Source organism: Yoonia maricola (assembly GCF_002797915.1).
GTDB lineage: Bacteria > Pseudomonadota > Alphaproteobacteria > Rhodobacterales > Rhodobacteraceae > Yoonia > Yoonia maricola.
Genome location: NZ_PGTY01000001.1, coordinates 69,816 through 93,036 on the forward strand (window position 1 = coordinate 69,816; position 23,221 = coordinate 93,036).

23 protein-coding genes are annotated in these 23,221 nt (G+C 53.3%); 11 read left to right on the forward strand and 12 right to left on the reverse strand.

Going from position 1 to position 23,221, the window contains the following annotated elements:
- Positions 1–34: 34 nt before the first annotated feature.
- The 4 genes from BC777_RS00405 to ggt form a co-directional block, all read right to left on the reverse strand.
- Complete coding sequence (locus BC777_RS00405) at positions 35–1,327, reverse strand: O-acetylhomoserine aminocarboxypropyltransferase/cysteine synthase family protein (RefSeq protein WP_100366203.1); 1,293 nt, start codon at positions 1,325–1,327, stop codon at positions 35–37.
- 400 nt (positions 1,328–1,727) lie between these two features.
- Positions 1,728–2,282 carry an AAA family ATPase gene (locus BC777_RS19660; RefSeq protein ID WP_100366205.1) on the reverse strand — a complete coding sequence of 185 codons (555 nt, stop codon included), beginning with the start codon at positions 2,280–2,282 and terminating at the stop codon, positions 1,728–1,730.
- A 232-nt stretch (positions 2,283–2,514) separates the two neighbouring features.
- A complete protein-coding gene (locus tag BC777_RS19665) occupies positions 2,515–2,970 on the reverse strand; it encodes a GNAT family N-acetyltransferase (protein ID WP_100366207.1) in 456 nt (151 codons plus the stop codon).
- Between the two features lie 296 nt (positions 2,971–3,266).
- Positions 3,267–5,060 carry a gamma-glutamyltransferase gene (gene ggt / locus BC777_RS00430; protein WP_211095310.1) on the reverse strand — a complete coding sequence of 598 codons (1,794 nt, stop codon included), beginning with the start codon at positions 5,058–5,060 and terminating at the stop codon, positions 3,267–3,269.
- Positions 5,061–5,500: 440 nt separating this feature from the next.
- On the opposite strand from ggt, the gene BC777_RS00435 reads away from it, so the two are divergent.
- Positions 5,501–7,150: a hypothetical protein gene (locus BC777_RS00435; protein WP_100366209.1), complete on the forward strand. Its 1,650-nt coding sequence runs from the start codon at positions 5,501–5,503 to the stop codon at positions 7,148–7,150.
- A 197-nt stretch (positions 7,151–7,347) separates the two neighbouring features.
- On the opposite strand, the gene BC777_RS19265 is transcribed toward BC777_RS00435, so the two are convergent.
- On the reverse strand, positions 7,348–7,503 hold the full coding sequence (locus BC777_RS19265; protein ID WP_168769025.1) for a hypothetical protein: 156 nt from the start codon (positions 7,501–7,503) through the stop codon (positions 7,348–7,350).
- A 296-nt stretch (positions 7,504–7,799) separates the two neighbouring features.
- Here BC777_RS19265 and BC777_RS00440 point away from each other — a divergent pair, with 296 nt between their 5' ends.
- On the forward strand, positions 7,800–8,213 hold the full coding sequence (locus BC777_RS00440) for a VOC family protein (RefSeq protein WP_100366210.1): 414 nt from the start codon (positions 7,800–7,802) through the stop codon (positions 8,211–8,213).
- Here BC777_RS00440 and BC777_RS00445 read toward each other — a convergent pair.
- The 4 genes from BC777_RS00445 to BC777_RS00455 all read right to left on the reverse strand — a co-directional run bounded on the left by BC777_RS00445 (position 8,210) and on the right by BC777_RS00455 (position 11,850).
- Positions 8,210–9,202 (reverse strand): GT-B fold glycosyltransferase domain-containing protein, encoded by a 993-nt coding sequence (locus tag BC777_RS00445; RefSeq protein WP_100366211.1) that lies wholly within the window; start codon positions 9,200–9,202, stop codon positions 8,210–8,212. The two genes, BC777_RS00440 and BC777_RS00445, sit on opposite strands and share 4 nt — an antisense overlap.
- Positions 9,203–9,315: 113 nt before the next feature.
- Entirely contained in the window at positions 9,316–9,483 is a 168-nt protein-coding gene (locus BC777_RS19270; protein ID WP_168769026.1) for a hypothetical protein, read from the reverse strand.
- 416 nt (positions 9,484–9,899) lie between these two features.
- Positions 9,900–11,048, reverse strand: coding sequence for an AAA family ATPase (locus tag BC777_RS00450; RefSeq protein ID WP_245834090.1), 1,149 nt, complete (start codon positions 11,046–11,048; stop codon positions 9,900–9,902).
- The gene (locus BC777_RS00455; protein WP_100366213.1) at positions 11,038–11,850 is read right to left on the reverse strand and encodes an RNA ligase family protein; all 813 of its coding nucleotides are present in this window, start codon (positions 11,848–11,850) and stop codon (positions 11,038–11,040) included. The genes BC777_RS00450 and BC777_RS00455 overlap by 11 nt, the downstream gene beginning before the upstream one ends.
- 336 nt (positions 11,851–12,186) lie before the next feature.
- Between BC777_RS00455 and BC777_RS00460 the strand changes: the two genes are divergently transcribed.
- Positions 12,187–13,434, forward strand: a complete 1,248-nt coding sequence (locus BC777_RS00460) for a hypothetical protein (RefSeq protein ID WP_211095311.1) — start codon at positions 12,187–12,189, stop codon at positions 13,432–13,434.
- 114 nt (positions 13,435–13,548) lie between these two features.
- On the opposite strand, the gene BC777_RS00465 is transcribed toward BC777_RS00460, so the two are convergent.
- Entirely contained in the window at positions 13,549–13,974 is a 426-nt protein-coding gene (locus BC777_RS00465) for a helix-turn-helix domain-containing protein (protein ID WP_100366215.1), read from the reverse strand.
- Between the two features lie 130 nt (positions 13,975–14,104).
- Here BC777_RS00465 and BC777_RS00470 point away from each other — a divergent pair, with 130 nt between their 5' ends.
- Genes BC777_RS00470 through BC777_RS00490 form a run of 5 tightly spaced genes read left to right on the forward strand, consistent with a single transcriptional unit; the run spans position 14,105 to position 16,158 of the window.
- On the forward strand, positions 14,105–14,317 hold the full coding sequence (locus BC777_RS00470; RefSeq protein WP_133122494.1) for a helix-turn-helix domain-containing protein: 213 nt from the start codon (positions 14,105–14,107) through the stop codon (positions 14,315–14,317).
- A complete protein-coding gene (locus tag BC777_RS00475) occupies positions 14,314–14,631 on the forward strand; it encodes a hypothetical protein (RefSeq protein ID WP_100366217.1) in 318 nt (105 codons plus the stop codon). Before BC777_RS00470 ends, BC777_RS00475 begins: the two co-directional genes overlap by 4 nt.
- On the forward strand, positions 14,631–15,509 hold the full coding sequence (locus BC777_RS00480; RefSeq protein WP_100366218.1) for a heparin lyase I family protein: 879 nt from the start codon (positions 14,631–14,633) through the stop codon (positions 15,507–15,509). Before BC777_RS00475 ends, BC777_RS00480 begins: the two co-directional genes overlap by 1 nt.
- A gap of 31 nt (positions 15,510–15,540) precedes the next feature.
- Positions 15,541–15,744, forward strand: coding sequence for a hypothetical protein (locus BC777_RS00485; RefSeq protein ID WP_100366219.1), 204 nt, complete (start codon positions 15,541–15,543; stop codon positions 15,742–15,744).
- A gap of 48 nt (positions 15,745–15,792) precedes the next feature.
- A complete protein-coding gene (locus tag BC777_RS00490; protein ID WP_168769027.1) occupies positions 15,793–16,158 on the forward strand; it encodes a hypothetical protein in 366 nt (121 codons plus the stop codon).
- A 643-nt stretch (positions 16,159–16,801) separates the two neighbouring features.
- On the opposite strand, the gene BC777_RS19275 is transcribed toward BC777_RS00490, so the two are convergent.
- Positions 16,802–16,966 (reverse strand): hypothetical protein, encoded by a 165-nt coding sequence (locus BC777_RS19275; RefSeq protein WP_168769028.1) that lies wholly within the window; start codon positions 16,964–16,966, stop codon positions 16,802–16,804.
- A 190-nt stretch (positions 16,967–17,156) separates the two neighbouring features.
- Here BC777_RS19275 and BC777_RS00495 point away from each other — a divergent pair, with 190 nt between their 5' ends.
- The 3 genes from BC777_RS00495 to BC777_RS00505 all read left to right on the forward strand — a co-directional run bounded on the left by BC777_RS00495 (position 17,157) and on the right by BC777_RS00505 (position 21,700).
- Positions 17,157–19,799, forward strand: coding sequence for a hypothetical protein (locus tag BC777_RS00495; RefSeq protein ID WP_100366221.1), 2,643 nt, complete (start codon positions 17,157–17,159; stop codon positions 19,797–19,799).
- A 627-nt stretch (positions 19,800–20,426) separates the two neighbouring features.
- Positions 20,427–20,816, forward strand: a complete 390-nt coding sequence (locus BC777_RS00500; protein ID WP_100366222.1) for a hypothetical protein — start codon at positions 20,427–20,429, stop codon at positions 20,814–20,816.
- A gap of 287 nt (positions 20,817–21,103) precedes the next feature.
- Positions 21,104–21,700, forward strand: coding sequence for a recombinase family protein (locus BC777_RS00505; protein ID WP_100366223.1), 597 nt, complete (start codon positions 21,104–21,106; stop codon positions 21,698–21,700).
- On the opposite strand, the gene BC777_RS00510 is transcribed toward BC777_RS00505, so the two are convergent.
- Entirely contained in the window at positions 21,680–22,870 is a 1,191-nt protein-coding gene (locus tag BC777_RS00510) for a DUF3644 domain-containing protein (protein ID WP_168769029.1), read from the reverse strand. The two genes, BC777_RS00505 and BC777_RS00510, sit on opposite strands and share 21 nt — an antisense overlap.
- Positions 22,871–23,221: the final 351 nt, after the last annotated feature.

The following is a 23,221-nucleotide window of genomic DNA, read 5'->3' on the forward strand; positions in this document are numbered from 1 at the left end:
CACGCCAAGGGCCGGAAGGGCGGGTCTCACTGTCTTACGCCGTTGCCTTTGTGAGAGCCTGATCAAGATCAGCGATCAGGTCGTCGGCATCTTCGATCCCGATGGACAGCCGCACGATGCCGGGGCCTGCGCCTGCGGCCTCTTGTTGCTCTGCCGTTAGCTGGCGGTGCGTGGTGGAAGCGGAGTGAATAATCAAGCTGCGCGCATCGCCAAGGTTGGCTACATGGCTGAAAATCTCAAGATTATCGACCAGCTTGATACAGGCGTCATAGCCACCTTTGACCGCGACGGTGAACAGGGCACCCGCACCTTTGGGGCAGATTTTCGGCACCAGTTTTGAATAGGGTGAACTGGTCAGCCCGGCATAGGTCACGTAATCCGTACGCGGATCATCCTCGAGCCATTTGGCGATTTTCATCGCGTTCTCAACATGGCGTTCCATGCGCAATGACAGGGTTTCGATCCCCATCAGCGTATAGTGGGCCGCTTGCGGGTTCATCGTCATGCCCAGATCGCGCAGGCCGATTGCGATGCCGTGGAAGGTGAAGGCGAGGGGGCCGAATGTCTCGGCGAACTTGAGGCCGTGATAGGCCTGCTCGGGTTCGCTGAGGCTTGGGAATTTGTCGTTTGCCGTCCAGTCGAACTTGCCGCTATCGACAACACAACCGCCCGTCACGGTGCCATTGCCGGTCAGGTATTTGGTGGTGGAGTGCACCACAAGCGTCGCCCCATGCTCAATCGGGCGGCAGAGGTACGGTGTGGCCGATGTGTTATCGACGATCAGCGGAATGCCAGCAGCATCCGAGATCGCAGAGATCGCATCAAGGTCGGTGATATGCCCGCCGGGGTTGGCGATGGCCTCGCAGAAGACGGCGCGGGTATCATCGTCGATGGCGGCTTTCACTGCTGCGTGGTCGTCGAAGTCGACGAATTTGGCGGACCAGCCGAAACGTTTGATCGTCTGGCTGAATTGCGTCACCGTGCCGCCGTACAAACGGCTAGAGGCCACGATGTTGCGCCCCGGCTGCATCAGCGGGAACAGCGCCATGATCTGGGCTGCGTGCCCAGAGGAACAGCAGACACCGCCAACGCCGCCTTCAAGTGTCGCGATGCGTTCCTGCAATGCGGCCACTGTGGGGTTGGTCAGGCGCGAATAGATATAGCCGACCTCTTGCAGGTTGAACAAAGCGGCGGCGTGATCGGCATCGCGGAACACATAAGCGGTAGTTTGGTAAATCGGGACCTGCCGTGCGCCTGTTGCAGGATCAGGGCGTGCGCCTGCGTGAATTTGCAAGGTGTCAAAGCCGTAACTTGGGCCGTCGGTCATCTGGTCTCTCCCTTTGGAATGCGTTGCAGCATGGTTTAGGCGGAAACGGGCGGGTACTCAACTGACGTTACCAATGCGTGGTTTGGAGGGGGGCTTTGGAGAGGGTAGTACGCTGGTGTGACGCAATTCTGAACCACAGTGCACATCGGTATGTCTGAAGGTCGCTGGGCGTTGTGCCGGATTTTCCCGACATTGGTGTTTGGGCATGTTGCTAACGCAGCATTTCTTCGCGGTTGCGGCACTCCGGTTGTTGCATTGCGGCGCGAGTCGCCAATCCGGTCATTCGCGGGCGATGATGTTGCGTGCACCGAGATTGGACTTTCACCGCAAGCCGATCGGACCAATGAGACGCGGACGAAGTGAACATTTCGATGTTGAAGATGAACGACTGCTTTCGCTATCAACTTAGGATTTCAGAATGTATCCACTTTCTGATGGATTGGGCTGCCTCTCCAGCTGAGAGATTTGTGGTCTCAAGCGTGAGTAGACGCTCCGTAGCATACCCCATGAGAGGGCGGTCTCGTTCATGCCAGCTTCGAGCATACTCGGGGTCTTGAGGCTTACGCTTGTCGCTTCTTCCAATAGAAGAAATGCGGCGAGAGTTCTCATCAAGGCTGCAGCTAAGGTGGATGGAACACAAAGGACCACGTTCTTTGGCCAGACGCTCATATCGAGCCCACGTTTCTTCGGCCCAAGGTGATCCTGCAGCGAGCGTTTCTGTAAAAACAATAGTTTCGTCTACAGGTAGTTCTGAGATTAATTCGTCTGCGAGAGCCCAGACGGACCTAATGGTTTTGAAGAACGCCTCTGATTTGAACTCAGTCAATGCAAACGACAGATTGTAGACCGTATGGACGTCCAACAGACGGGCTTCCAAAAGTGAAGACAGCTCTCGACCGACAGTGAGCTTTCCAACGCCGGGTGCACCGTTGAGTAGTACAAGCATCTCCCTCATCCCATTAAACTAAGTCCAACCGTGGCAGACACCACAGATTTAGGCGAGACAATATGCACAATTTTGAAACTGACCTTCGCTGCTCTGCAGAGAATTGGTAGTATGGGCTCTGCTGACATCTTCGCCGCCCGATGCGCAAACCACAACTCCTGATTTGCCAACGACCGGTCTTGATCCGCGTTCTGCTTTGGCCTTGCCGCATGAGCATTCGGTGGCTCTGAGCCCAGACCTATCAAGTCCACCGAAACTTTCTCATACCCTTTGTCTCGCTGTCTTCTAACCACCCAGCAGACAAGAGTAATTTGGCCGGCGGGAGGTTATCTTTGGTGACGAATGCAATCCATCCGCTGCCTTTGGGGTGCCCAGACCATCGGGTTGTTGCATCCAAAACCTTGCGACCAATGCCGCGTCCTCGTTGAGCAGGGTTGACAGACAAGCTAGTGATTGTGTGATAGCCAGACGTGGCGTCGGACCATGTTATTCCTGTCAATCCAATTGGTTGCTCACTCTCCGTCGCAACGAGTTCAATACCATTAGGTTGATTCAGAACGTGCTCTAGCCACGCGTCGTCTAGCGGTCCAAGCTCTTTGTTAAGCCATGGATCGCTGAACCAATCCAAGACCCAGCCCCAGTCCGCCCTCTGAAGGGGCCGCAGCAATAGACCGGAAGCATCTTTACAAGTAGGCATCTAAGAATGAATAACTCAAAATCCATGCAACGGGAAGGATCGCTAAGTCCGCGACCCGAAAGTTGCTCTCTGGATCCGCTGTGCTGCTGCATGGCCCGAGCGGTCGCGGCGATTTTTGTGCTGCGAGCGCGCGCAGCATAATTTGAAGACTTCCGCAGTGGGCTCTTTTAAACCTTCGCTGCGATCCGCGCAAAGGTCTGGTTTCTGATCCCGTCCGTTCGATGGCAAAGAAGTCAGTGTGATCGGACGCCTACCCCGGCGACACCAGCGCTCACGTGATGCGGTGGCGCCTTGATCTATTCGCCCAAGGCAATTCCTTCGCGTCGTGGGTCGGCTCCGCCGGTGAGTGTTTCGCCAATCGCGATGGCATGGAGGCCGGAATTCAGGCTACGCACGTTTACTTCAAATCCAAGCGCGGTCAACGCGCCTTCAAAGCTAGCGGCATCGGTGCCTTCTTCAAGGTCATAGGTCCCGAACCGGTTCACAAGATGCTGCATGGCGACCGCTTGCTGCACATCCATCCCCCAGTCGATATGCGCAACGATAGCCTGCGCCACATAGCCGATGATCCGGCTACCACCGGGCGAGCCGATGACAAGGCTGGGTTCGCCGTCTTGCAGCACGATTGTGGGCGACATGGATGACCGCGGGCGTTTGCCGGGTTCGATCCGGTTTGCAATCGGAATACCGTCGCTGTGAGTGCTGAATGAAAAATCGGTCAGCTCATTATTGAGGAGAAAGCCACGCACCATAAGACGAGAGCCGAAGCCGTTTTCGATGGTTGTGGTCATAGACAGCGCATTTCCATACTGGTCTACAATTGAGATATGAGAGGTCGATGGCAGCTCAACCGAGATGTCATCCGCCAACAGCATGGCGTGGTCCCATTCGGGCGCGCCGGGGGCCACCTCTGTCAGGGCCGCGTCGCCGTTTAGAAGTGCGGCGCGCGTGTCAAGATAGGCGCTGGCGGTCAGACCTTCGGTTGGCATCGGGACAAAGTCGCTGTCCGCCATGTAGCGTCCGCGATCCGCGAAGGCCAAACGCGAGGCATCGCCGATCAACCGCCAGCTTTCGGCATTGTCTGGCCCCAATGCCGCCAGATCGTAGCGGTCCAGCATGCCAAGAATCTGCCCGACTGTCAGTGCCCCTGATGAAGGCGGTCCCATCCCACAGACCTCGGTTGTCCGGTAGGGGACACAAACAGGGTCCCGTTCGATAACCTCGTAGATTTCCAGATCTGTCGCGGTCAGCACGCCGGGGTTGCCTGCCGCGGTACGCACGGTGGCGACGATATCATCTGCAATGGGGCCTTCGTAGAAAGCCTCGCTGCCGTGGGCTGCAATCAACCGCAGCGTATTGGCGTAATCTGCATTCACCAAAGTGTCGCCTGCTTGCAGCGCCTCCCCGCCGGGGAAGAAATAATCGGCGGTACGTGAAAATGTCTGCAATCGCTCGGCGCCGTCCGCGATTGAACTGGCAAGCCGTTCGGACACCGTAAATCCGTCTTCGGCCAAAGAGATTGCCGGTGTGAACAAGCCGCCCCATTCCGCACGGCCCCAGCGTGCGTGCGCTTCTTCCATCAGCATCGGCGTTCCGGGTGTCCCGACAGAGCGGCCACCAACAACGGCGTCCCAAAATTGCATCGGTTCGCCGTCATCGGTCTGGAAGAGTGTAGGGGTGACGGCCAACGGCGCTGTTTCGCGGCCATCCAGCGTGGTCACTTCGCCCGAGGTTGCATCGTACCAGACCAGAAAGGCGCCGCCGCCCAGACCCGATGATTGCGGCTCGACCAGACCCAAAACTGCCTGAACGGCGACCATGGCATCTGCGGCTGTTCCCCCGTCGGCCAAAACCGCCGCCCCCGCTTCGACGGCGAGTGGGTTTGCGGCGGCCACCATCCAGTTTTCTGCGGTGGTTGGCGTGCCCGCTTGTTTGGCCGCCAAGGCCGCCTGCGCGGCCTCAGATACTGTCGCAAATACAGAAAGGCTGCTGTCGGCTTCAGGTGCAATGTCGTCGGTGGCTTGTTGGGCCGCTAACGGGGTTGCGAGGCCCGCAGATAGCATGAAAGAAACGAACGAAAGTCTTGTCATTTTGATAATCCTCTCCGGTTTGTTGTTTCAGCATGACTTTTAACTGACCAAAATCAATGGCAATGCGACTGACCATCAAAATGGCAATAGAAACGCCCGTGTCATGCGGATGATCCCGCCACCGGTGCCGACGCGCCGGGTTTGGCTTGTATCGTAGAGCACAAGGTGGTCACGCGCGTTTGCTTTTCTGGTCGCATCAGCGGACCTTGGCACGAGGTGCGGCGAATGTCTCGAAAGAGCCCAGAGTCTCAAATGCTGCACGAAGCGCCAATGGCGACAGAGCGCAGCAAGCGGACTTTGCAAAACTCTGACATTCGGTCAGGTGTTTCCCTTCAACTTTATCTCATCCGGTGTTGATCGGCAGGGCGCAATCACGTCTTACTAGACCAAGCCCAATTTGCATGGTCAATTCACAGGCGTGTCTGTTGAAAGGAAAACAATTGAGTGAAGAAGACGATGAACTCCGGTGGCGACTAGAGGTTCTCAAAGTTCAACTCGACGAAGGTAAGATCAAATTCGCCGAGCATCTTTGGAAAGATACAGAGGCCAGCTTGTCAAAGGTAAGTTACGGTAAAGACGGGAAAATCGACCTATCGACGGTAGATGCAAGGGTCCGGTCTTTGGCACTTTCTGCAGCGGCCATTGCGCAGCGAACACAAGCAAAAGAAGCGGCTTCGCTACAGGATATCACACAGGCATATTTTGAATTCGTGGAAAAGAACCTTGGGTTCCTCGTCGGGGAGCCCGAGCGATTAGGAGTAAATATCGGTGAATTCTCACAAATAGCATCGAGAACTCCGACCTTTGTTGCTGATTTCAAACCCCAGATTACAGAGTTCGTAAATATACTCACTGAGTTTTGGGAAAGCACAGCCGACGCGGCGCACTACCACATTCAAGACATGGCGGGAACAAAGGCTATTTTCGGTGGTGATCTATTTCCTAGTTATACTCAGAATATAGCGAGTACCGCTGGTCTATACATCGACACGATTGTCTTGACCGATCCCTTTATGAACACCACCCACGTATTTGATCACGCGCCAGACGAGCAGAGAGTTCGGTTCTTGGTTAAACATGCTTTAAACGTCCTTCAGTATCAGAATTTTGCGACCAGCGATTTGCCGATACCGATTGTAACGTTTGCTCCTTTCAGGTCATCAATTGATGAACACGAGGCGGATTTTCTGCGGTCGACAGGCATTAATGATGGGGTCATTCACGCAAGTCGCCTGTTTGGAAGAGAATTCGCTGACCGCGATGATTTGTTGGGCTTCTGTTCGACTTTGAACACCCCAAGTGATGTGATGGGCGCTGTAGTTGATCAGAGCCGCCTGCTATTCGATACGGAATGGACCGAACCGTTCGAGGAACAAATCAAACGAGTGGTAGAAACTGAATGGAGCGGTCTTACCGGGGACGCCCATCCCGGAAGGATGATAGCTGGACAATGTATCGGCAGAATGGGTCAAGCGACCGATCTCTTAATGAAGAGTAGGTACCTGTCAGGAGTACCCTTCATGGATGCACCTACAAGCTGGAACTATTTTAATTGGAAGCTCGAGTACAACTCAGCTCTGTCAAATGAGGACAATGCACACCTTCACATGATACAGGGACTGCAGCGTGCAGCGGACACCGACGAAGAATGGCTCGGAAACATCCCACCGCAAGCCTTAATCGAAATGAGAAGGGAAGGGGCGTTCGAAGAAATAAGGCATGTTCTGGCAGACGGTGTGATTGAGCTATCTCATGCAAATCCAGAGAATTTCTTCAGATCTACTGACAAAATTGTAGAAAACATCCGTGAAGCGTTCGACGCACACACTGCTGAATTAAAGGAGCTTAGAAGAAAGAAGGTCCATTTTGCTGGACACGACATTGGAACCATGATTGCTGCTGGAGCGATCGACATCGCTTCAATTGCAACGGGTGTTGGCACATTTGGTGCTGCAAGTCTTGCTGTTAATCAACTTGTCGACGTTCCAAAGTTGCGCGAAATTCCGGAAAGGTTCAGAAACCTAAAAGACGCTCATACGGAGTTAAGAAAGTCTCCGATGGGCCTTTTCTTTGACCACAAGCCAGGTTGATTCACTTGCCGCTGTGGTGGCACAAACCAAGGTCCGCTTCGGGCTGGCAGTTGCCTTTGATGCCTTACGGGCGAATGACAGCAAAGTCCGCAGGTGAGACATACTAACTGCCGCGTAGAATGGCCGGTTTGGGTTGGATGTGCTTGACGTTTGAACCAGTATTGCGTGACGTGGCCTATTGATCTGTTTGACGAGTTTCAATGCATCGCGTCAGAGATACGCGCCGTTCCACAGACGTAGGCCATGACGACCAATATGAATGCAGGCCAAGGGGAAAAGCTTTGCGGGTCAACGGCCGTCAGATAAAAGATCGAGAAAACGTCGCGTTGCGCCAATGTAATGCTCGACAGCATGAAGGGGAGCATCGTCAGAAACGCAATTCCGTTTTGTGGGCGACCAGAACAGCCGGTATTGCCCTGAGCGCGAGAACAAGCTTATTGATCAGTATTTGCATTGATGGCTGTCCTTAAAATCAATCACGCAACGTAAAAGGCTTGAATGTTGAATGTGTTTTGAAATGAATGGGACCGAGTGAACCGCAGATGTTCCTGCCCTGTCAACGGTCTCCCCGTTGCCGGCCGCCCGTTGAACATAGGTTCTTGCTTGGTAAAACGCGCTACATCCGATAGCCATCAATGAAGGAAACGCTATGCCTGTCCCGTTCCATCTGGCCTTTCACGTCACTGACCTTGATGAGGCCCGCGATTTCTATGCCGGTGCGCTGGGCGCATCTGAGGGGCGGTCAACGGAGACTTGGGTGGACTTTGATTTCTTTGGCCACCAATTGAGCCTGCACTTAGGCAAGCCCTTTGCCAACGAACCCACAGGCAGGGTGGGCGATCACATGGTGCCCATGCCGCATTTCGGGATCGTGCTGCCGCTTGAGGATTGGACGGCTCTGGCAGGGCGGCTGGAAGAGCGCCAGACGGATTTCATCATCGCACCATCCGTACGCTTTAAAGGCGAACCGGGCGAGCAATGGACCATGTTTTTCCGCGACCCGTCCGGTAATCCGATCGAAGTCAAAGGCTATGCTGATATGGCGGGGGTCTTTGCGACTTAACGCATCCAGAACCCGGCTGATTTGATCTGGTTCCGGATTGCTCTTTCATGACGGGGAAGGTTGTTGCGGTCGAAGAGTGCGCGTACCTTGTGCCCGCGTTTTTGATAGACCATCCGCTTGAACGGCTCATGCAGCTTGAGCAGTTTTTTCAGCTTGTTGGGTGCTGTGACGTCTTCCAACATCGCCACTTGCGCATCGCTTGCCGTGGCATAAAACAGCGGCAACATCCGGTAGTGGTAGCTGATGTGCCCATCAAGACCGCGGACCGCCGGACCGGGCCGCCCGCCACCAAGCCCATGGATGACCAGCGGCAGGGCCACTTGATCAAGCCAAGGATCAAGCGGTTGGATCACCAACTCATCCGGCGGGTTGTCGCGGATGGTGGTTGCATATTCTGTATAGCGGGCGCCGAAGGCCGCAGGGTCTGCCCCATAAAACCAGCCTGCGTTGAAATAGAGGTAGCGTTCCCAGTACTCATCAGGCTGAGACAGATCGAGTGAGCTTTCGAACGCCAGCCCGAACCGGTCATAGAGCGATTTCCAGATCGCGGTGTAGCCCGGCCAATAAAGCTCTTCCACCGGCCATGTCGGGCCGCGCCGCATGGAGGCCGCGGGGCGATCAAAGTTGAAGGGGATATCGGTCAGCTCACCCGTGATCATCGTGTCGGTGTCAAAAAAGATGAATGGCTGATTTGCAGGCAAGACTTGCAAGCCTTCAATCTTATTGCCTTGGGGGTAGCTGCTGCCGAAATGCCGGGTTTCAAATGGGACCACCTGTGCGCCCATGGCCGCGAGGTGATCTTTGACCGGAGAGGACATGCGCGGATCACGGTCCCAAAGGGGCCCCGGTTGGGGTTCGGCGATGTAGAGCTGACCGCTGAATTGGGGGGAATAGGCGCGCAGAGATGCTGTGAAGAGCAAAGCCTCATATTCCAGGCGTCCGCCCTGACCGACAATCATGATGTTAAAAGGGGCAGGCTGTTGGCCCATCTTGCATCCCTTCGCCTTAAGCCACGGTTACGCCTACACCACCCCGGCCAAGTGGTGCAATACGTAGTGATCTTGGTAGCGGTCGATACAAATTGCCATTGGTTTGAGGCTTATTACCAATCTAGCGGTATCAGGTCGGTCGTGTAGCCGTAATCAACCAAGGCTTCTGCTGTGTGTGCGAAGAGCGCACGCGCCCTGAAGGTGCCGTAGCGTGGGGCACCAAACCCGGGCGCATAACTCCAGTCAGGGATCATGTCAGGATTGATGTCAATTCGGTCCATAAAAATAACGCAAAATCCATGTTGGTTGGCACAATGACCCCGCAAAGCTTAGAGGGCGGTTATGCGTTAACAAACGGTGCAGGCCATGCCCAAAGATCGGCAATACGCAGATACATGGCAATCCCGCTGAACTGAGGGGTGTTTGCTTTCGCAGTACGTCTATATTTCTGCTATCCGCGACGCCCCACATAAGGGGAGCCCAATGACACTACGATGTATGAAAATGGTGGGCGACCCTGGAATCGCTGTAGGGGTAGAACTGACGGTCATATTATTCATTTATTTGCAATGACTTACAGTTGCATCGGGATGTTACCGGGTGAGTTTTGTGTCTAAGTTTTCTGAATTTGTGTCTAAGAACGATGGAAAGTTGCACGATCAGGTGCGAGATACAGATGATCTCGCACCGTCAGCGCTTAAGCAATATCGACTTGATGCGCCTCCCACATCTCCGGTGGTTCCAGTTTGTGTGCCAGATGATCAATCACGGCATCAGGTACTGCATCTGGCCGATCTCGGTTCTGGCGTCGTAGCTGGTCAGGGCTGACCTCCACGTAGACGATTTCGATCCGTGCAGAGTAATCCCGGAGCAGCCGCAACACCTTCGACCGGTTCTGGCGTGTCACGTTCGTGGCGTTCCAAACGAAATCGGTGCCAGTACGTAGATTTTCTCTGGCCCGCTCGTGGGCCGCTTGGATAACTTGGCCTTGGTTGTCGGTGGCCGAGATACCCATTTCATCACGGATCAGATCAAGGCTGACAACCGGATGCTCCGGACGATGTTTGGCCAACCATGTGTCTTTTCCGGCACCCGGCAGCCCCGACATGACAGTCACAGTGCATTTGAAGTCCTCATGTGCCGCATAGTGCGGATCGCGGTCTTCTATATCGAAGAAGGCAACACGGCTTTCATCATTGGCAAAGGCAAATGGCCCGTGCCAACAATCGGCCTCTTGGAACGTCACCGCAGCAAGGCTGACGCTTTCCAAGATGGCTTGTTGGTCGTCGCATGTTCGTCCTAACGCATCTGCCTTGGCATGTAGACACAGTTGATCTGGCCGACACCGCCAAGATGTTTGGATCGCCATTCGGGCCGGATCAGGTCGTTCTATCAGCCAGAACGGCAGTTGATGATGTGTGATGATCCCGCACAGCGCCTCTCGCCACACGAAGGGCGACCTCGCCTGCCACAGCAGTTGCCGTGCGATAGACGTGCCGACCCGTGAATGGCCACGAGAGGAGATACGGCCATTTTCTTCATGTTTTGTGACCGCTGGCTTGCCAATATCATGCAGGACCGCAGCCCAAAACAGGCAACTCTGTTCGTCAGGTTCTAGAGCTTGCCATTCTGGATCAGCGACCAATGCCTCCACCACCATCCGAGTATGGGTGCCCACATCGCCTTCGACATGGTGAATAGGGTCTTGTGGGCAGGTGTCCAATGTCGCTAGTTCAGGCCATAGCGGCCAGATCGCGGCCCAATCCACCCGCCAGAGTGGGTCGGTCGGAACGAGCGACAAAAGGTGGTCATGGGTGATGTTCGATTTCATGGGGCTACGCATCATACGCCCCTTCCACACCCAGCACAGGGGCGAAGATGTCGATACCATCCGCCAAGGTGTTTGGTAAGATTGGGCGGTCATGCCAGTGGCCATCAGCGGCTTCGATAGCTTGCAGGAAATCAGCACGGACGAACTTGAACCGCTCCTGCACGTGGTCCGCATCCTCTTGTTTCAGATATAGACCCTCCGCCAGATCACTGTCTTCTGTCTGCTGGTCCACCATATCAGGGCGACTACCAGACCGCTCTGCTGCAACAGCCAAAGCATCACGCCAATCAAACGACTTGTATGGCGTCGGACGGGTCATGCTGTTCAGGTGATCAACAGACGTGACCTCACCCTCATACACAACAGGAACAGGCATGATCGGCAAACCTGTCAGCAAAGACCTACGGGCAGCGGTGCTTAGGAAGGTCCCCGTGTCTCTATCCAGCACATCAAACTCCATGAAGAAATGGGGTAGCCTGTCATAGAATACGGTATGCTTGGCATACATCCACTCGCCATACATGACGAAACGATGGCCCAGCACGGGGTGCAGGACATGGGCCTGAGCCGCCGCCCACGTCTTGAGCAGTGCGAAGTGGCGCTCACGGCCACCGCCCGTCAGGTAATGCCCACGGCTTTGCAGCAATAAGCCCCCGTCCTTGTCAAAGGAAACGGCGGAATTGGCTCCGTCGAGTTTCTCCTCCACGATCAGGCGCTGGCCTGCGAGGTCTTTGATTGGTTTATCATCCGCCATGTCGCCGACTTGAAGGCGTGAACCTTCAATGTGCCGCGTCCGCGGGTATTTATAGATATTCATAACTGTCTCACGATGTATCGATTGGTCGCACAAAAACACCCGACATGGATTGCCAGGGCGTTGGTTGAGATATGTGTGCAAGAATTACATCGGTCTTCCGTTGGGTTCTGGGGTGAGACTAAGAGTACGTCGTAAATAGTAGCTCATGACGGATCAAGTGGCTGCAATTGTCGGTGTTAGCGATGACGCAACCATGCAACGGTCGAATTTCCAAAATACTCCACCAAACTCTCCTTTAGGGTTGTTTTTTGCTTATTGATGCAACCATGTTGTGTGGTGCGGTGAATGAACTCCGACTGTCAATGTAAGCAGAACTAACTGTGAGGAAGAAAATTAGTGGATCAACTACCAGTATTGATGTCGGGGCCTCAGTCTCTAGCAATTATCCCATCTGATCATGAGCTTGCGTTGCTTCACGAAGCTCGAGGCCTCCATGATGCGGGTTATCATGCACATTCGCTGCTTAACTTATGGAATGCTGCTGTATGCAACCTGAGGCGACGTGTGGAAGCTTATGGGGTCGATCTTTGGCTATCGGTTGTTAAGGAGGAGCCGGGTCGAAAAAAGATTGACCGGGATGGCGAGACATTAGCTGATCGTTGGGGAGGTGTAGATGAACTTGTACTAATTACCGGTGCTCAAAGGTTGGGGTTGGTGAACCGGAAAGGCGGAAAAGCCTTAGAAATGATCAACTGGACCCGTAACCACGCGTCTCCTGCACACGATAGTGACAGTCCGGTAGGCCCCGAGGACGTTTTGGCGCTGGCGTTATTGCTTCAAAGCAACTTGTTCGATCTGCCAATGCCCGACCCTGGCCACTCGATTGCGGGACTCTTCGATCCGGTAAGAAATGTTTCACTCGACCAAGCTCAAATTGACTTGTTGTGTGATCAGATAAGAGCACTCAACCCTGCTGACATAAGAAATGCATTTGGTTTTTTGCTTGATCTACTTGGTGAAGGACAACTTCCCGCCTCAGCGAATGCTTCAGTGTTGTTGCCTGTGGTATGGGAGAAAGCAAATGATGACCTGAAAAAGACTGCGGGCCTTAGATATCATACCGTCAGGCTTGACCCGACAAGTGACAGTAGCACTGACAACGGTATGGATGTGAGGATTTTAGATTTCTTGACGCAAGTTGGTGGGGTGAAATACATCCCCGACGCTACACGTGCGCAGTTGTACCGCCGTGCTGCGAAGCTTTTGGGGGACGCTAAAGACAGTAGCTATGGATGGAAAGCTGAAGAAACTGCGGCAGAAACCTTGGTGCAGTTTGGTCCACATGTGCCGAATATCGCATTTGAAGAGGTGTATCAGGAGATAGTATCAGCTTGCTGCGGAAACTACTGGGGGCACTCCGGTGCGGGCGATATTCTCTCTCCCTTCATTACGACCTTGAATACTGAACAAGTTCGGCGACTGGTTGGGTTGTTCTGCACTAACGAACGTGTGCGATCTGAACTTTTTCAGTCGAAGCCTAAGGCTCGTGCACTCAAAATCCTTGCTGCCCTTAAGGATAGCGTCACCATTGCGGCCCACAAATCGGAAGTTGACTCCGCGATAGCAGAGATTGACGCGTTGTAGTTACGGAACAGTCTATTGAGCTTCAGAATGTATGGTGTTGGCCAGATCAGCCACGACCAGAGGTTTATGCAAATCATAGTATGACTTAGCAGGCGCAGTGGTTGTGTGCGCCGGTCACGCGCCCGAACCTCCTTTGAATAACAATGCGATGAAGTCTTGGTAACGGGTCGGGTCAAAAGATGCACCGGTCTCCCAAGCCAATTTGGTCTCCTGCCTGAAGATAGTGACAACCGCATCCCTGACCTCGTGTGGGGCGGGCCTTGGCGTGATGTCAGACAAGGCTTCCTCGATGAACTCAACCACCATGCCCATCCGGGCGATGTCGGAATCAGACATGCTCCGCACCGCCGATCCGTCGAGCAGTGAACTGGGCGAGACGCCATATGCCGATGCAAGGTCCGCTAACCGTTGTGACGACACGCCCGTATCTCCGGCTTCGATCCGGCTCAGTGTGCTTTGCGACAACCCTAGAAGACGCCCTGCGTCTTCCATAGTTAGGCCAGCGTCTAGTCTGGCTTTCTTCAGTTCGTCGTGCAGCATTCTGCTCCTCGTGAATACAGGTCCCAGTATTCATCATGCACGAAATGCATGAGGCGTGAAAGTCACTGATTAGCATGTTTGGGCGTCTCCATATTGCGAATCATGCATTATGCGCATAATGGGTATCAACATGAAGCTGGACGATTATCTCAAAGCCAACAGCATCTCCGGCGCAGATTTCGCCAAGACGATAGGTGTCGATGCGGCGACTGTTTTTCGCATCCGCACCGGGCGTGTGTTCCCGCATCGCCGGACGATGCAGGCGATCATCATTGCCACCGGCGGCCAAGTGTCTGCCAATGATCTGATCTATGTGAATGATGAAACTGGAGACCAAAATTGACGACTGCATCAAACGGAACAAGTCCAACGACCATTGTCATCTCATTCGTTGCCATCATCGTCGGAGGATACTTCGGCTACGCCACTGCGTTCCCTTCTGACCGCAAAGAGGTGCGATCTTGTATCACGACGATGCTTGAGGCAGCCCGAGGCCAAGTTGGATACGGGGAGTTGCGAGACCAACTACAGGCAGTTGATGCGGCTAACGTGATCGAAGTCACCAACAAAACCCACCGGAACTTCGGCGGTAGCACTTTGGTCACGCTGGAGTATCGTGTCGATGGACGAACAAGCCGTGTTATGTGTGGTCAATAATGAAGACAACTCTATTCGCGATGATCCTGCCCATCGCCCTTTCGGCCTGTATGACGGACACCGGCACCGTGTCTCGCAATGCTGATGTCCCATTGGGCCACTACCGCGCACTTACCCATCATGAACATGGATTTCGGTATTCCGCTGATGGTGAACCCGTCCGAGCAGGACAAGTTAGTGAACGATTTGAACTGCGTGATGGGGACTGTGGCGGTAGCGACTGCACGAACCCAAGATACCGCAGTGAGGTAGGTGTCAATCGCGAACGTACTCAGGCGAGAATTGGCGAAAACATCTGGTACGGATGGAGCTTCTATAACGACAACATTCAGTCCTACCCATCTAATATCAGCCTGATGAATGTCTTTGGCCAATGGAAAATGGGCGGTGACAACCCGCCCAGCATCAAGCTGGTCCAGATTGGTCGTGGCGAAGCCTACCGTGGTGGCAACCGCAGCCACGACGTAGTTATTCAAATGGATGACGCGAATGAAGGGCTGAACTGGGGTGAGCGTCGTAACTGGGGTATCGTGTGTCGCCTGTTCAGCATTGACCAAGCACGTGGACGCTGGACAGATATCGTTATCAACACCAACTTTAGCATGGGTAATGATGGGTACCTTCGTGTCTGGATCAACGGCATACAACGCTGCAATTACTCCGGTCCGATCACAGTCATAACTGATACGTCGCTGTACCCGGGTCCCAACTTCCGCAGGGGCATCTATGGTAGCTTCACAAGCCGATGGGATCGGCTCCAGCCGACCACACCAAAGCCCACGATGATTGCCTATTACGATGAGTTTCGTGTCGGACGATCACGCCAAGACGTAGACATCAGACTGATCGAGCAGGCAGGCTTGCCACCTGTAGACTGAAGTCACTGAGCCGCCGCGAAGGAATTCATTCATGAAGAACGAAACCAATCTCGGGGCACTGGCCATATCTGCTGCCCTGTGTTGCGCTACTGCGGGCAATGCTCAAAGCATCGACGGTCTTTACCAACCCTCGGGGGCGTCGTGGTCTTGTTCTGCGGATCAGATCGGCGTTGATGGCGTCGCATTAACTGGATCATCCCGTGCGATTGACCAACTGCGTCAACATTGCAATTGATACCCAGTATTGGCGTCACTGATCACCTCTGAACAGAAGCAGGCTATCTTGGAACGGCTCTTTCGTCGTTGCTTGATCCGGCGTGAATTGGGCATCCGCCCGTTGGATATCCCAGATGTATATAGACGCCAGATACAGGTTGTTGCCACGACACGTTACAACGAACTGCTGGAGCCTTACTTGATGACAGCATTCGGTTCAGCACGTTGGCCGGATAATGTAACGCTGCGGCGGGCTTTGGCATCAAAGCTGCATTCTGACGCAGAGGCGGCATTGCATCGCGATACGGGCGTTGCAGCATCAGTTATGCGCAGGCCGGACATAGTGAAGGTCATCGAACGGCTAAGGCCGGTTGATACCATCATCTTCATAAATGGTAAGAAGCGAAGCTCTGGCTCAACTCCAACTGACTAGACACGTCCCCAGAAGCAAATGGGGATAACGCTTTGGGGGAGCCAGAGCTTCATAATCGGGTGACTAGTCCGACTTGCTAGGTAGAAGTTACGTGACGATTTTTTGTTTTCAAGCTCAAGAATGCAATTTTTTCGAGTCAAATTCCCGCACGATACTGGATATGCCGCCATCATGAAGTTGCCGTGGCCCCTCGATCATAGACATCGACTAAGAATGTTACAGATCGTTTCAATGCGCCGACTACTCGTTCTTCAAGAATGACCAGAATCCAACCCTATATTTGTGCAATTCCAATTCATGATACACGCTCCAGAAGCCCAATTTTCTATATCTTTTAGGTCACTATTTTCATTCTTCACAAATGGACCCGGATTCATTCATGAAGAATAAATTAAACGCTTCTTATCAAATACTTACGCCTCATTTCTTTTCGTGATCGCCCGCCGAAATCACTTTCAGGGGACTCCCGTTGCCGCTATACAAATTGTGCACGGTGCAAACTCATCGTCGCCATCCTTCAGGTCCGACCCCTGATAGCATCCAAAGAGGAGTTATGTGATGTTCATACGAAAAGCTGGGGGCATTGTGCCCCCAATAATACAATGTGTTGCTGCACGACGCACATCACCCCCATGAAACCAAGTTAGTTGGCGTCGTCGTCATCCTGCGTTTCATAGTCGATGAGCATCGCGACAGCTTCGCTGACAAGTTCACCCAAGGTGGCACGACCGGTTTGTAGGACGTGTATCCGTGCCTGCGTGATGAGTTCAGGGTCCAGATTCCGGATGGTGTGACGGTTTTCTGACATGTGATTATTCCTCAATGGTTGCCCAAGTATTTAGGCATTCGAGGCAACCAAGGATCACATGTCTGGCCAAGATGCCGCCTTCCAAGAGATCGAAGATAAATACATGTCAAACAGGTCATACACCGTGACCTGAACCAACGGTCGATCCCAGCATCCAAAATGTTGGCGGCCCCCATACAGAGACCACCAAATGATCCGTACCATTGACGAACTAAACATATCGCAAAAACACAAGAGCCAACTACGTAAGGCCCGTGACCGGCACGCAAACGGCTTCGCGACCCAGTATTTGGCAGAGCCTATTGTCGGCTACATCACCGGTGATAACAGCAGCATCCCGCATCTTTTCACCCGCGAAGACGGTGGTTTTCTACACTTCGACCTTGAGAACCTTCTCGGCGACAATGGTGATCCCGAGAAAGGCTTCGATTGGCAATCGATTCATCAAGAATCAACATTGTTCTCCAACCCTATGACGCTCGGCGACTACGACCCCAATAAGCGTGTCGCGGGTAAGCATTCCGGCGGGACGCCCCCAAGTGATCGCGTCGCGAACGCTGGTTGGCTGGTACTGACGTATGAGTACGATGGCACCGCACGGCAGGACTTAGAGATGCAACTCGATTTGTTCAGTGGAAAACCTGACGCCTGCCGCTTCGCCGCCGTACATAAGGCTTTCTCAACCTATGCCGACTATCGTGGATACGCTGCCATCTTCAGCGGTCATAAGAGCGTCCATATCAATCTCGCTTTTGATATTCGACATCTGTCCAAAGACTTATTCGACAGCAATGACCGCACACAGACCCAACTCTGGACCGCCGATGTGCCGGACAAGGCATTAGCCGCGCTGCACCGAAGGGTCTGGGCTGAGGGTGCCGCCATCATCAACACCACCCTTGGTACATCGTTCAAGTTCGACAACCGGTTGCAAAGCTACGTTCAGAAGCGCCGCAGCCCTTGGGGAATACGGACCTTGACGAAGCCATCCCCGCTGCACGGGTTCAATGCCAGTGATCAAGTCGAGCAGATCGTCGTACAGGAACGCCTCTCCCAACGAACCCTGGCCCCCAAAGGTTCACCGGCGATGTTTACCTACGCTAAAGCAAAGCCCCTAATCTCGCACTCACGTCAATCTCACAACCTGCCCAGTGCGAGACAGGTGACATCAAGCGCGTCGCAGTCGCTGATACCAATCCTGCAATCTTATCTGACATCAAATGGCTGGGATACCTACCCAATGCCGGTCGAGTTGCAGTTCGATGGGACCCATAACATTCTGTTCTTCAAGAATGATGCTGCGGATGTTCACCCCTCTACATTGGTGCGTGGCGACTATCGGCAGTTACTGTGCGCAGGGAAGGCATCGTCACCTATACCGGTGTTTCTTCCAAATGACCTGACACTTGATGAGACCATAGACCTGCTCAGCGCAAGCCTCTCAAATGCGTTACCGATGAACCCACACTCTAGGTCGGCACGGTCGATGGTGCCAATCCATCATTACAAGAACAACACTGTTGATGTGAGAACAGCACGTGAATACGGGGGGCGCATCATGACCCAGATTGGCGGGGCTGATGGGGTAACAATGCTTCAAGGTCCCGAGGGTCTCGGTAAGACCTTTTCATTGTTCAGCAAGGCACGGGAACAACGTTGGGATGAAGACGCTTCACGAGTTCAGTCGGCGCAAAACAGAGGTGTCGATGCAGTGTTGCAACGGGGCTTCCACATCATCTCATGCCAGAGCCACGAACAATTGGACGACAAGCGTCAAGAGCTTGTGAAGCTTGAAGATGGACCGAACCACGCCGTTGTGATCAAGTCCGTAAGTCGGTTGTACGCGGAATCGTTGGAGGCGTTTCCCGGCACCCCAGAACTCAGCAGGATCGACGCTGGTCGTGGGGGATTCGGAAATCTGATCCAAGCCATCAAGTCGCTACAACCTAAAGTGTATCGCGAAATGAAGCGTTTACGTGACGACATGTGGCGTCTTCCCAATGGAAAGGTCATGTTTCAGCCGGATGCATTCGTCTTTATGGTCCATGGCTTGCTAAAAGTTTGGCCTCACGCACAGCACACAAAGGCGTTCCTGCACCCAGACTTCCCCGACGACTTCGATCCAGTCAAGGTTGAAGAGTATGCCAATCAGATGCAGGCATATCGGGTGATCTACGATGAAGTCAGTTGGGAAGACATTGTTGGCATCTATCCTGATTGGGCTGTTGGTCTCGCCCGCGATGCTGATGCCCGCTGCAAGGCGAATGCTGGTAAACCTTGGGACGAAGCGACGCTCGGTGACCGGACAACGGCCTACCAATCGGCGACGAAAAGTCAGAACCGAAAACCCGACGATCTCAAGTTTGAGGACTGCGATCATATCATACGGGCGAAGGTCAGTGATGATCACAAGTATCAGGTGAACACGACTGCATATCCATTTGGTAAGGGACGCGATGACAAGAATATCTATGCTCAAGCCCATGGCAATTCATACTACTGTAAGCCCAAACGTTGGTTCACTTCATTGGGATGCCCGGTCGTCATATTGACCACGGAAGATTTGCCCCGGTTGATCATGAAGTCGATCAGCGCCTCGAAGCCTTCATCCAACATATCAGTGGTCAACATGACGGATACACCACATTTGTTCAAAGACATGGTGCCGTTAATGTTTGATGAGCGAACCAGAATTCCGCGCAAACCATCCGAGGATGACAAGCCCGTTGAGTCTGTTCTTGACTTGGCCCAAGAGCTTATGGCGACGGGGACAGACTTCATCATCTCTAATGGCCTACAAGACATTCCATGCCATCTTGCTCACCAAGTATGATCCCACGACGGTGCGCGTGGCAGGAACGATCTGATTGGTAAGAAGATCGCGACCCTGTTAACTTACCCGGCTGTGTCAGAGTACGAACGGTACTGCATTTTAGGTTCGGCGTTTGCCATCGATAACCCGATCAGCGTTGCGTACAGGGACATTGTGTACCAAGACTTGGGACGCAATCTGGGGTTCAGGTACACGCAGGGACAAGCACCTGATGCACATACCGTCTACATCAAGAGCAGCTTGTTCCGTGATCTAGGCCAGCTATCGGGCCAATCCGGCTCGTCCAGTCATACTGAACGATACCAATTCCACCTGACATCATGATCACCTTCATCACGATAGGGACCAAACTCGGTTCTGTCACGCCTGCGGCGCTCCAGAACCAAGTCCGATCCCATAAAACGGAACCTTGCTCACTGCGTTCGCTGCGATCCCGTTATCAACGTCATTCGCTTCGCGAATTTAGGGAAACCAAATACATGCACTAAGAATACTATTAGAGATCGCCCCCCGCCCCCCTATCGGAAGGGGAGTGGCCCGCACCGCATTTATTTGATCTCCGCAGATATGTCAGCCATGGCAGCAACCCGTTCCCTAAATATCAGTACAACTGAATGAGGAACCACCATGATCATCTATGCGCCTAACGAATATCCCGCCCCTCTGTATCACATCGATTTGGCATGTGCGGCACCTGAACCACTTACCATGTCGGTAAGACATCACGTGACAGTCGGAGCAGAAGACCAGTTTATGCACTTCGACCAACTTACGGTTCCGGTGCTGCAATACACCGACGATGGTGCCTTGCTTTTGGATGTGTGGGCCGAAAGTAATTCAGATTGGGTCGCATCAACGATCTTCCTTTTGACCGCCGACCACTTGGCACTCAGAGAGGCACGTACCTTCGGGCGTTGGCGTGAAATGGGGTTGGTGCACCTAATGACATCTGTCGCGCAGAACCTGACTGGTTGGACCAAACAGATATCTGGACATCGGTGGGCTAACGTGTGGTGACGCGGCGAAGTCGTAGTCGTAAGTCACGATTGTCAGGGCATCTTATGGGGTGCAACACAAGACTGTGGAGGTGCGACCTTCTCTAGGTCCATCTTGGCAGGTGATGATCTAGTGGAAGTCACATCCACGGACATCAGCCTATGGGACAGTATCGTTTGGGTAAGCCGACATGAGACACCCCTTTGAGACATGTGTTATACCAGAATATTGTATCTTTTGGGTATATTTTTGACTTATGAGACGAATCCCTGTACTGGTCTAGAGCCATATGAGACACAGGAGGATGAATGCGCGTTGCTTATCGTCGAGTTAGTACAACCGACCAGAATCTTGACCGCCAGCTTGTTGATCAGATCGACATCGAAAAGGTCTTCGAGGACAAGCTGACAGGAGCATCACGTGAACGTCCGGGGCTGAATGAGATGATGGCGTTCTGTCGGGAGGGGGACTGCGTGGTTGTCCATTCCCTCGACCGATTGGGACGTGATATACGTGACCTACTGAACATCGTCGAGGAACTGAACGCCAAGGGCGTTGCGGTCGAATTCGTATCAGAGCGGCTGAAGTTCTCCGACAATGACGATGATCCCTTGGCACGGTTGCAGCTTCACATGCTGGCTGCGTTCGCGCAGTGGGAGCGGAACATCGCCAAACAGAGACAGGCTGAAGGCATCGCCCGAGCAAAGGCGGTCAGTCCGGATAAGTACCAAGGTCGCCCGGTCAGTATAGACACCGAACAGATCAACGCGTTGAAGGCACAGGGCTTGGGGGCTACGGCCATTGCGAAGAGGATGCGTATCGGTAGGGCGTCAGTCTACCGACACCTGAAGGCGGTGGCAGACACTCGGTCATCGCGAATGGTGTCACAATCTGAACCGACGTAGTTCTTCATAATTATCGTCGGCTCCAATGAAGCTGACAATGAAGTCCACCCACTTATCCGAGTACGTGTAGTCGCCGTGGGCCTGATGATAGATACACCAGTCCTTGTTTGTATTCTCCGGTTGGGCAACGCCAGTTCGTGGGCGTGCATCGAACTTTCGCCATGCTTGGGTATGGTTTCGGCTTGAAAACACTTTGCCAGATTTGCCTCTCACCAGATCGACTACGACGCCCGGCTTGTGCGGGTAAAGTTTGTCTGAGATTTCTTTGCGGATCAGAACATTCCTGACCTCTTCAGCGTCGTCGTCAGTCGGATGAACAAATTTGATGTGTGACTTAGATTTCGTGGAGTTTTCGAAAGTGTAGACGACGCGGAAACGGTACTCGATGTCGGTGGATCGCGTTTCATCCAGTTGATCCTCAATAGTCTTTTCTAAGGTCTTGATGTGTTCCGGGACCTCGTATGAATGAATCTGTGCCAGTTGCTCGAAGTCCATCTTGGCGAATTGTAATGAGAACGATAGTTCGTTGCTGAGGGCTAAGTCTGGACCAAACAGATCACATATCGACTTGTCAAAGTTAAGGCAGCAGGCTTGGAAAATAGAGAGGAACCTGGTGTCAGCACGTCTGAATAGGGTGTGTTCGACAGCATCTCGGATTTGCTTCAAGCTGGACAGATTGTCTCTCATGCCTTGTGACAGCGGACAGTCTTCGCGGGCGATCATTTGACTTAGTAGCAACGACCGACCATCTGCCTGCATGATCTCGATGCCCTGACGTTCATAATGCTCATGTAGCAGATAGGTCCATGCTATGTTGGCGTGTACGGCGAACACTTCGGCCTTGAACTTTAGGGTCGGGCTATTGAAGACCTGTACCGCTAAGAGCATCGCTTCCCTCGCTCTGATCAAGCGTTCATCATCGTACAGGTTTAGGCCCGTCTGAGGATCGAAGCTCTTCTTTCGTGCCCGGTAGAAGTCCAAATCTTCGGCAGATGCAGGTGCTATGGTGCCATCTTGCTTGACCTCCGTGACGCGTCCACTGTTGATCGTGGCCGGTCTGCCGATATTCACCAATGCTTGGATGTCTTGGTTGCGTTCACCTGCCTGCAATAGGCCCTTAACTATGTGTTTTTCTTCATCGGTGAGCGCACCTTGTGGACGACGTGCCATCTAGGGGACCTCAAGAATAACTGACAGACGACGGAATGAGCGTCTAGGTGATGAAAATAGCTGCATGTTAGCAAGGCAAAGGGCCGATCCAGTTCCCGGCTTGCCAAGCAAAACTGCATAGCCTCCGAGCACGATCGATGGGTGTTCCGTAGGTATGCCAGTTAGAACTACTGCCTCCATTCATGAATAGGTGCCAAGCAGTCAAGACCGCAGACGGTGGCGCATTTGCTGCTGCATAGTTATCGGCATCGCGTTCCCGGATGACCGGAGGGGTCGATGGGTTCCGATGGTGCCCAAGATAAACATGTCCGTGTTCGTGATATCTGAAGAACACACAAGCTTCGCCAATAC

Excerpts from the sequence above, each read along its gene's own strand:
- BC777_RS00405 (WP_100366203.1), bottom strand. The coding sequence starts at position 1,327 with ATGACCGACGGCCCAAGTTACGGCTTTGACACCTTGCAAATTCACGCA.
- BC777_RS19665 (WP_100366207.1), bottom strand. The coding sequence starts at position 2,970 with ATGCCTACTTGTAAAGATGCTTCCGGTCTATTGCTGCGGCCCCTTCAG.
- BC777_RS19265 (WP_168769025.1), bottom strand. The coding sequence starts at position 7,503 with ATGCTGTCGAGCATTACATTGGCGCAACGCGACGTTTTCTCGATCTTT.
- BC777_RS00445 (WP_100366211.1), bottom strand. The coding sequence starts at position 9,202 with ATGGGCCAACAGCCTGCCCCTTTTAACATCATGATTGTCGGTCAGGGC.
- BC777_RS00500 (WP_100366222.1), top strand. The coding sequence starts at position 20,427 with ATGATCATCTATGCGCCTAACGAATATCCCGCCCCTCTGTATCACATC.
- BC777_RS19660 (WP_100366205.1), bottom strand. The coding sequence starts at position 2,282 with ATGAGGGAGATGCTTGTACTACTCAACGGTGCACCCGGCGTTGGAAAG.
- BC777_RS00505 (WP_100366223.1), top strand. The coding sequence starts at position 21,104 with ATGCGCGTTGCTTATCGTCGAGTTAGTACAACCGACCAGAATCTTGAC.
- BC777_RS19270 (WP_168769026.1), bottom strand. The coding sequence starts at position 9,483 with ATGGACCGAATTGACATCAATCCTGACATGATCCCTGACTGGAGTTAT.
- BC777_RS00510 (WP_168769029.1), bottom strand. The coding sequence starts at position 22,870 with ATGGCACGTCGTCCACAAGGTGCGCTCACCGATGAAGAAAAACACATA.
- BC777_RS00450 (WP_245834090.1), bottom strand. The coding sequence starts at position 11,048 with ATGATGCGTAGCCCCATGAAATCGAACATCACCCATGACCACCTTTTG.
- BC777_RS00495 (WP_100366221.1), top strand. The coding sequence starts at position 17,157 with ATGATCCGTACCATTGACGAACTAAACATATCGCAAAAACACAAGAGC.
- BC777_RS00455 (WP_100366213.1), bottom strand. The coding sequence starts at position 11,850 with ATGAATATCTATAAATACCCGCGGACGCGGCACATTGAAGGTTCACGC.
- BC777_RS00470 (WP_133122494.1), top strand. The coding sequence starts at position 14,105 with ATGAAGCTGGACGATTATCTCAAAGCCAACAGCATCTCCGGCGCAGAT.
- BC777_RS00480 (WP_100366218.1), top strand. The coding sequence starts at position 14,631 with ATGAAGACAACTCTATTCGCGATGATCCTGCCCATCGCCCTTTCGGCC.
- BC777_RS00465 (WP_100366215.1), bottom strand. The coding sequence starts at position 13,974 with ATGCTGCACGACGAACTGAAGAAAGCCAGACTAGACGCTGGCCTAACT.
- BC777_RS19275 (WP_168769028.1), bottom strand. The coding sequence starts at position 16,966 with ATGTCAGAAAACCGTCACACCATCCGGAATCTGGACCCTGAACTCATC.
- ggt (WP_211095310.1), bottom strand. The coding sequence starts at position 5,060 with ATGACAAGACTTTCGTTCGTTTCTTTCATGCTATCTGCGGGCCTCGCA.
- BC777_RS00485 (WP_100366219.1), top strand. The coding sequence starts at position 15,541 with ATGAAGAACGAAACCAATCTCGGGGCACTGGCCATATCTGCTGCCCTG.
- BC777_RS00440 (WP_100366210.1), top strand. The coding sequence starts at position 7,800 with ATGCCTGTCCCGTTCCATCTGGCCTTTCACGTCACTGACCTTGATGAG.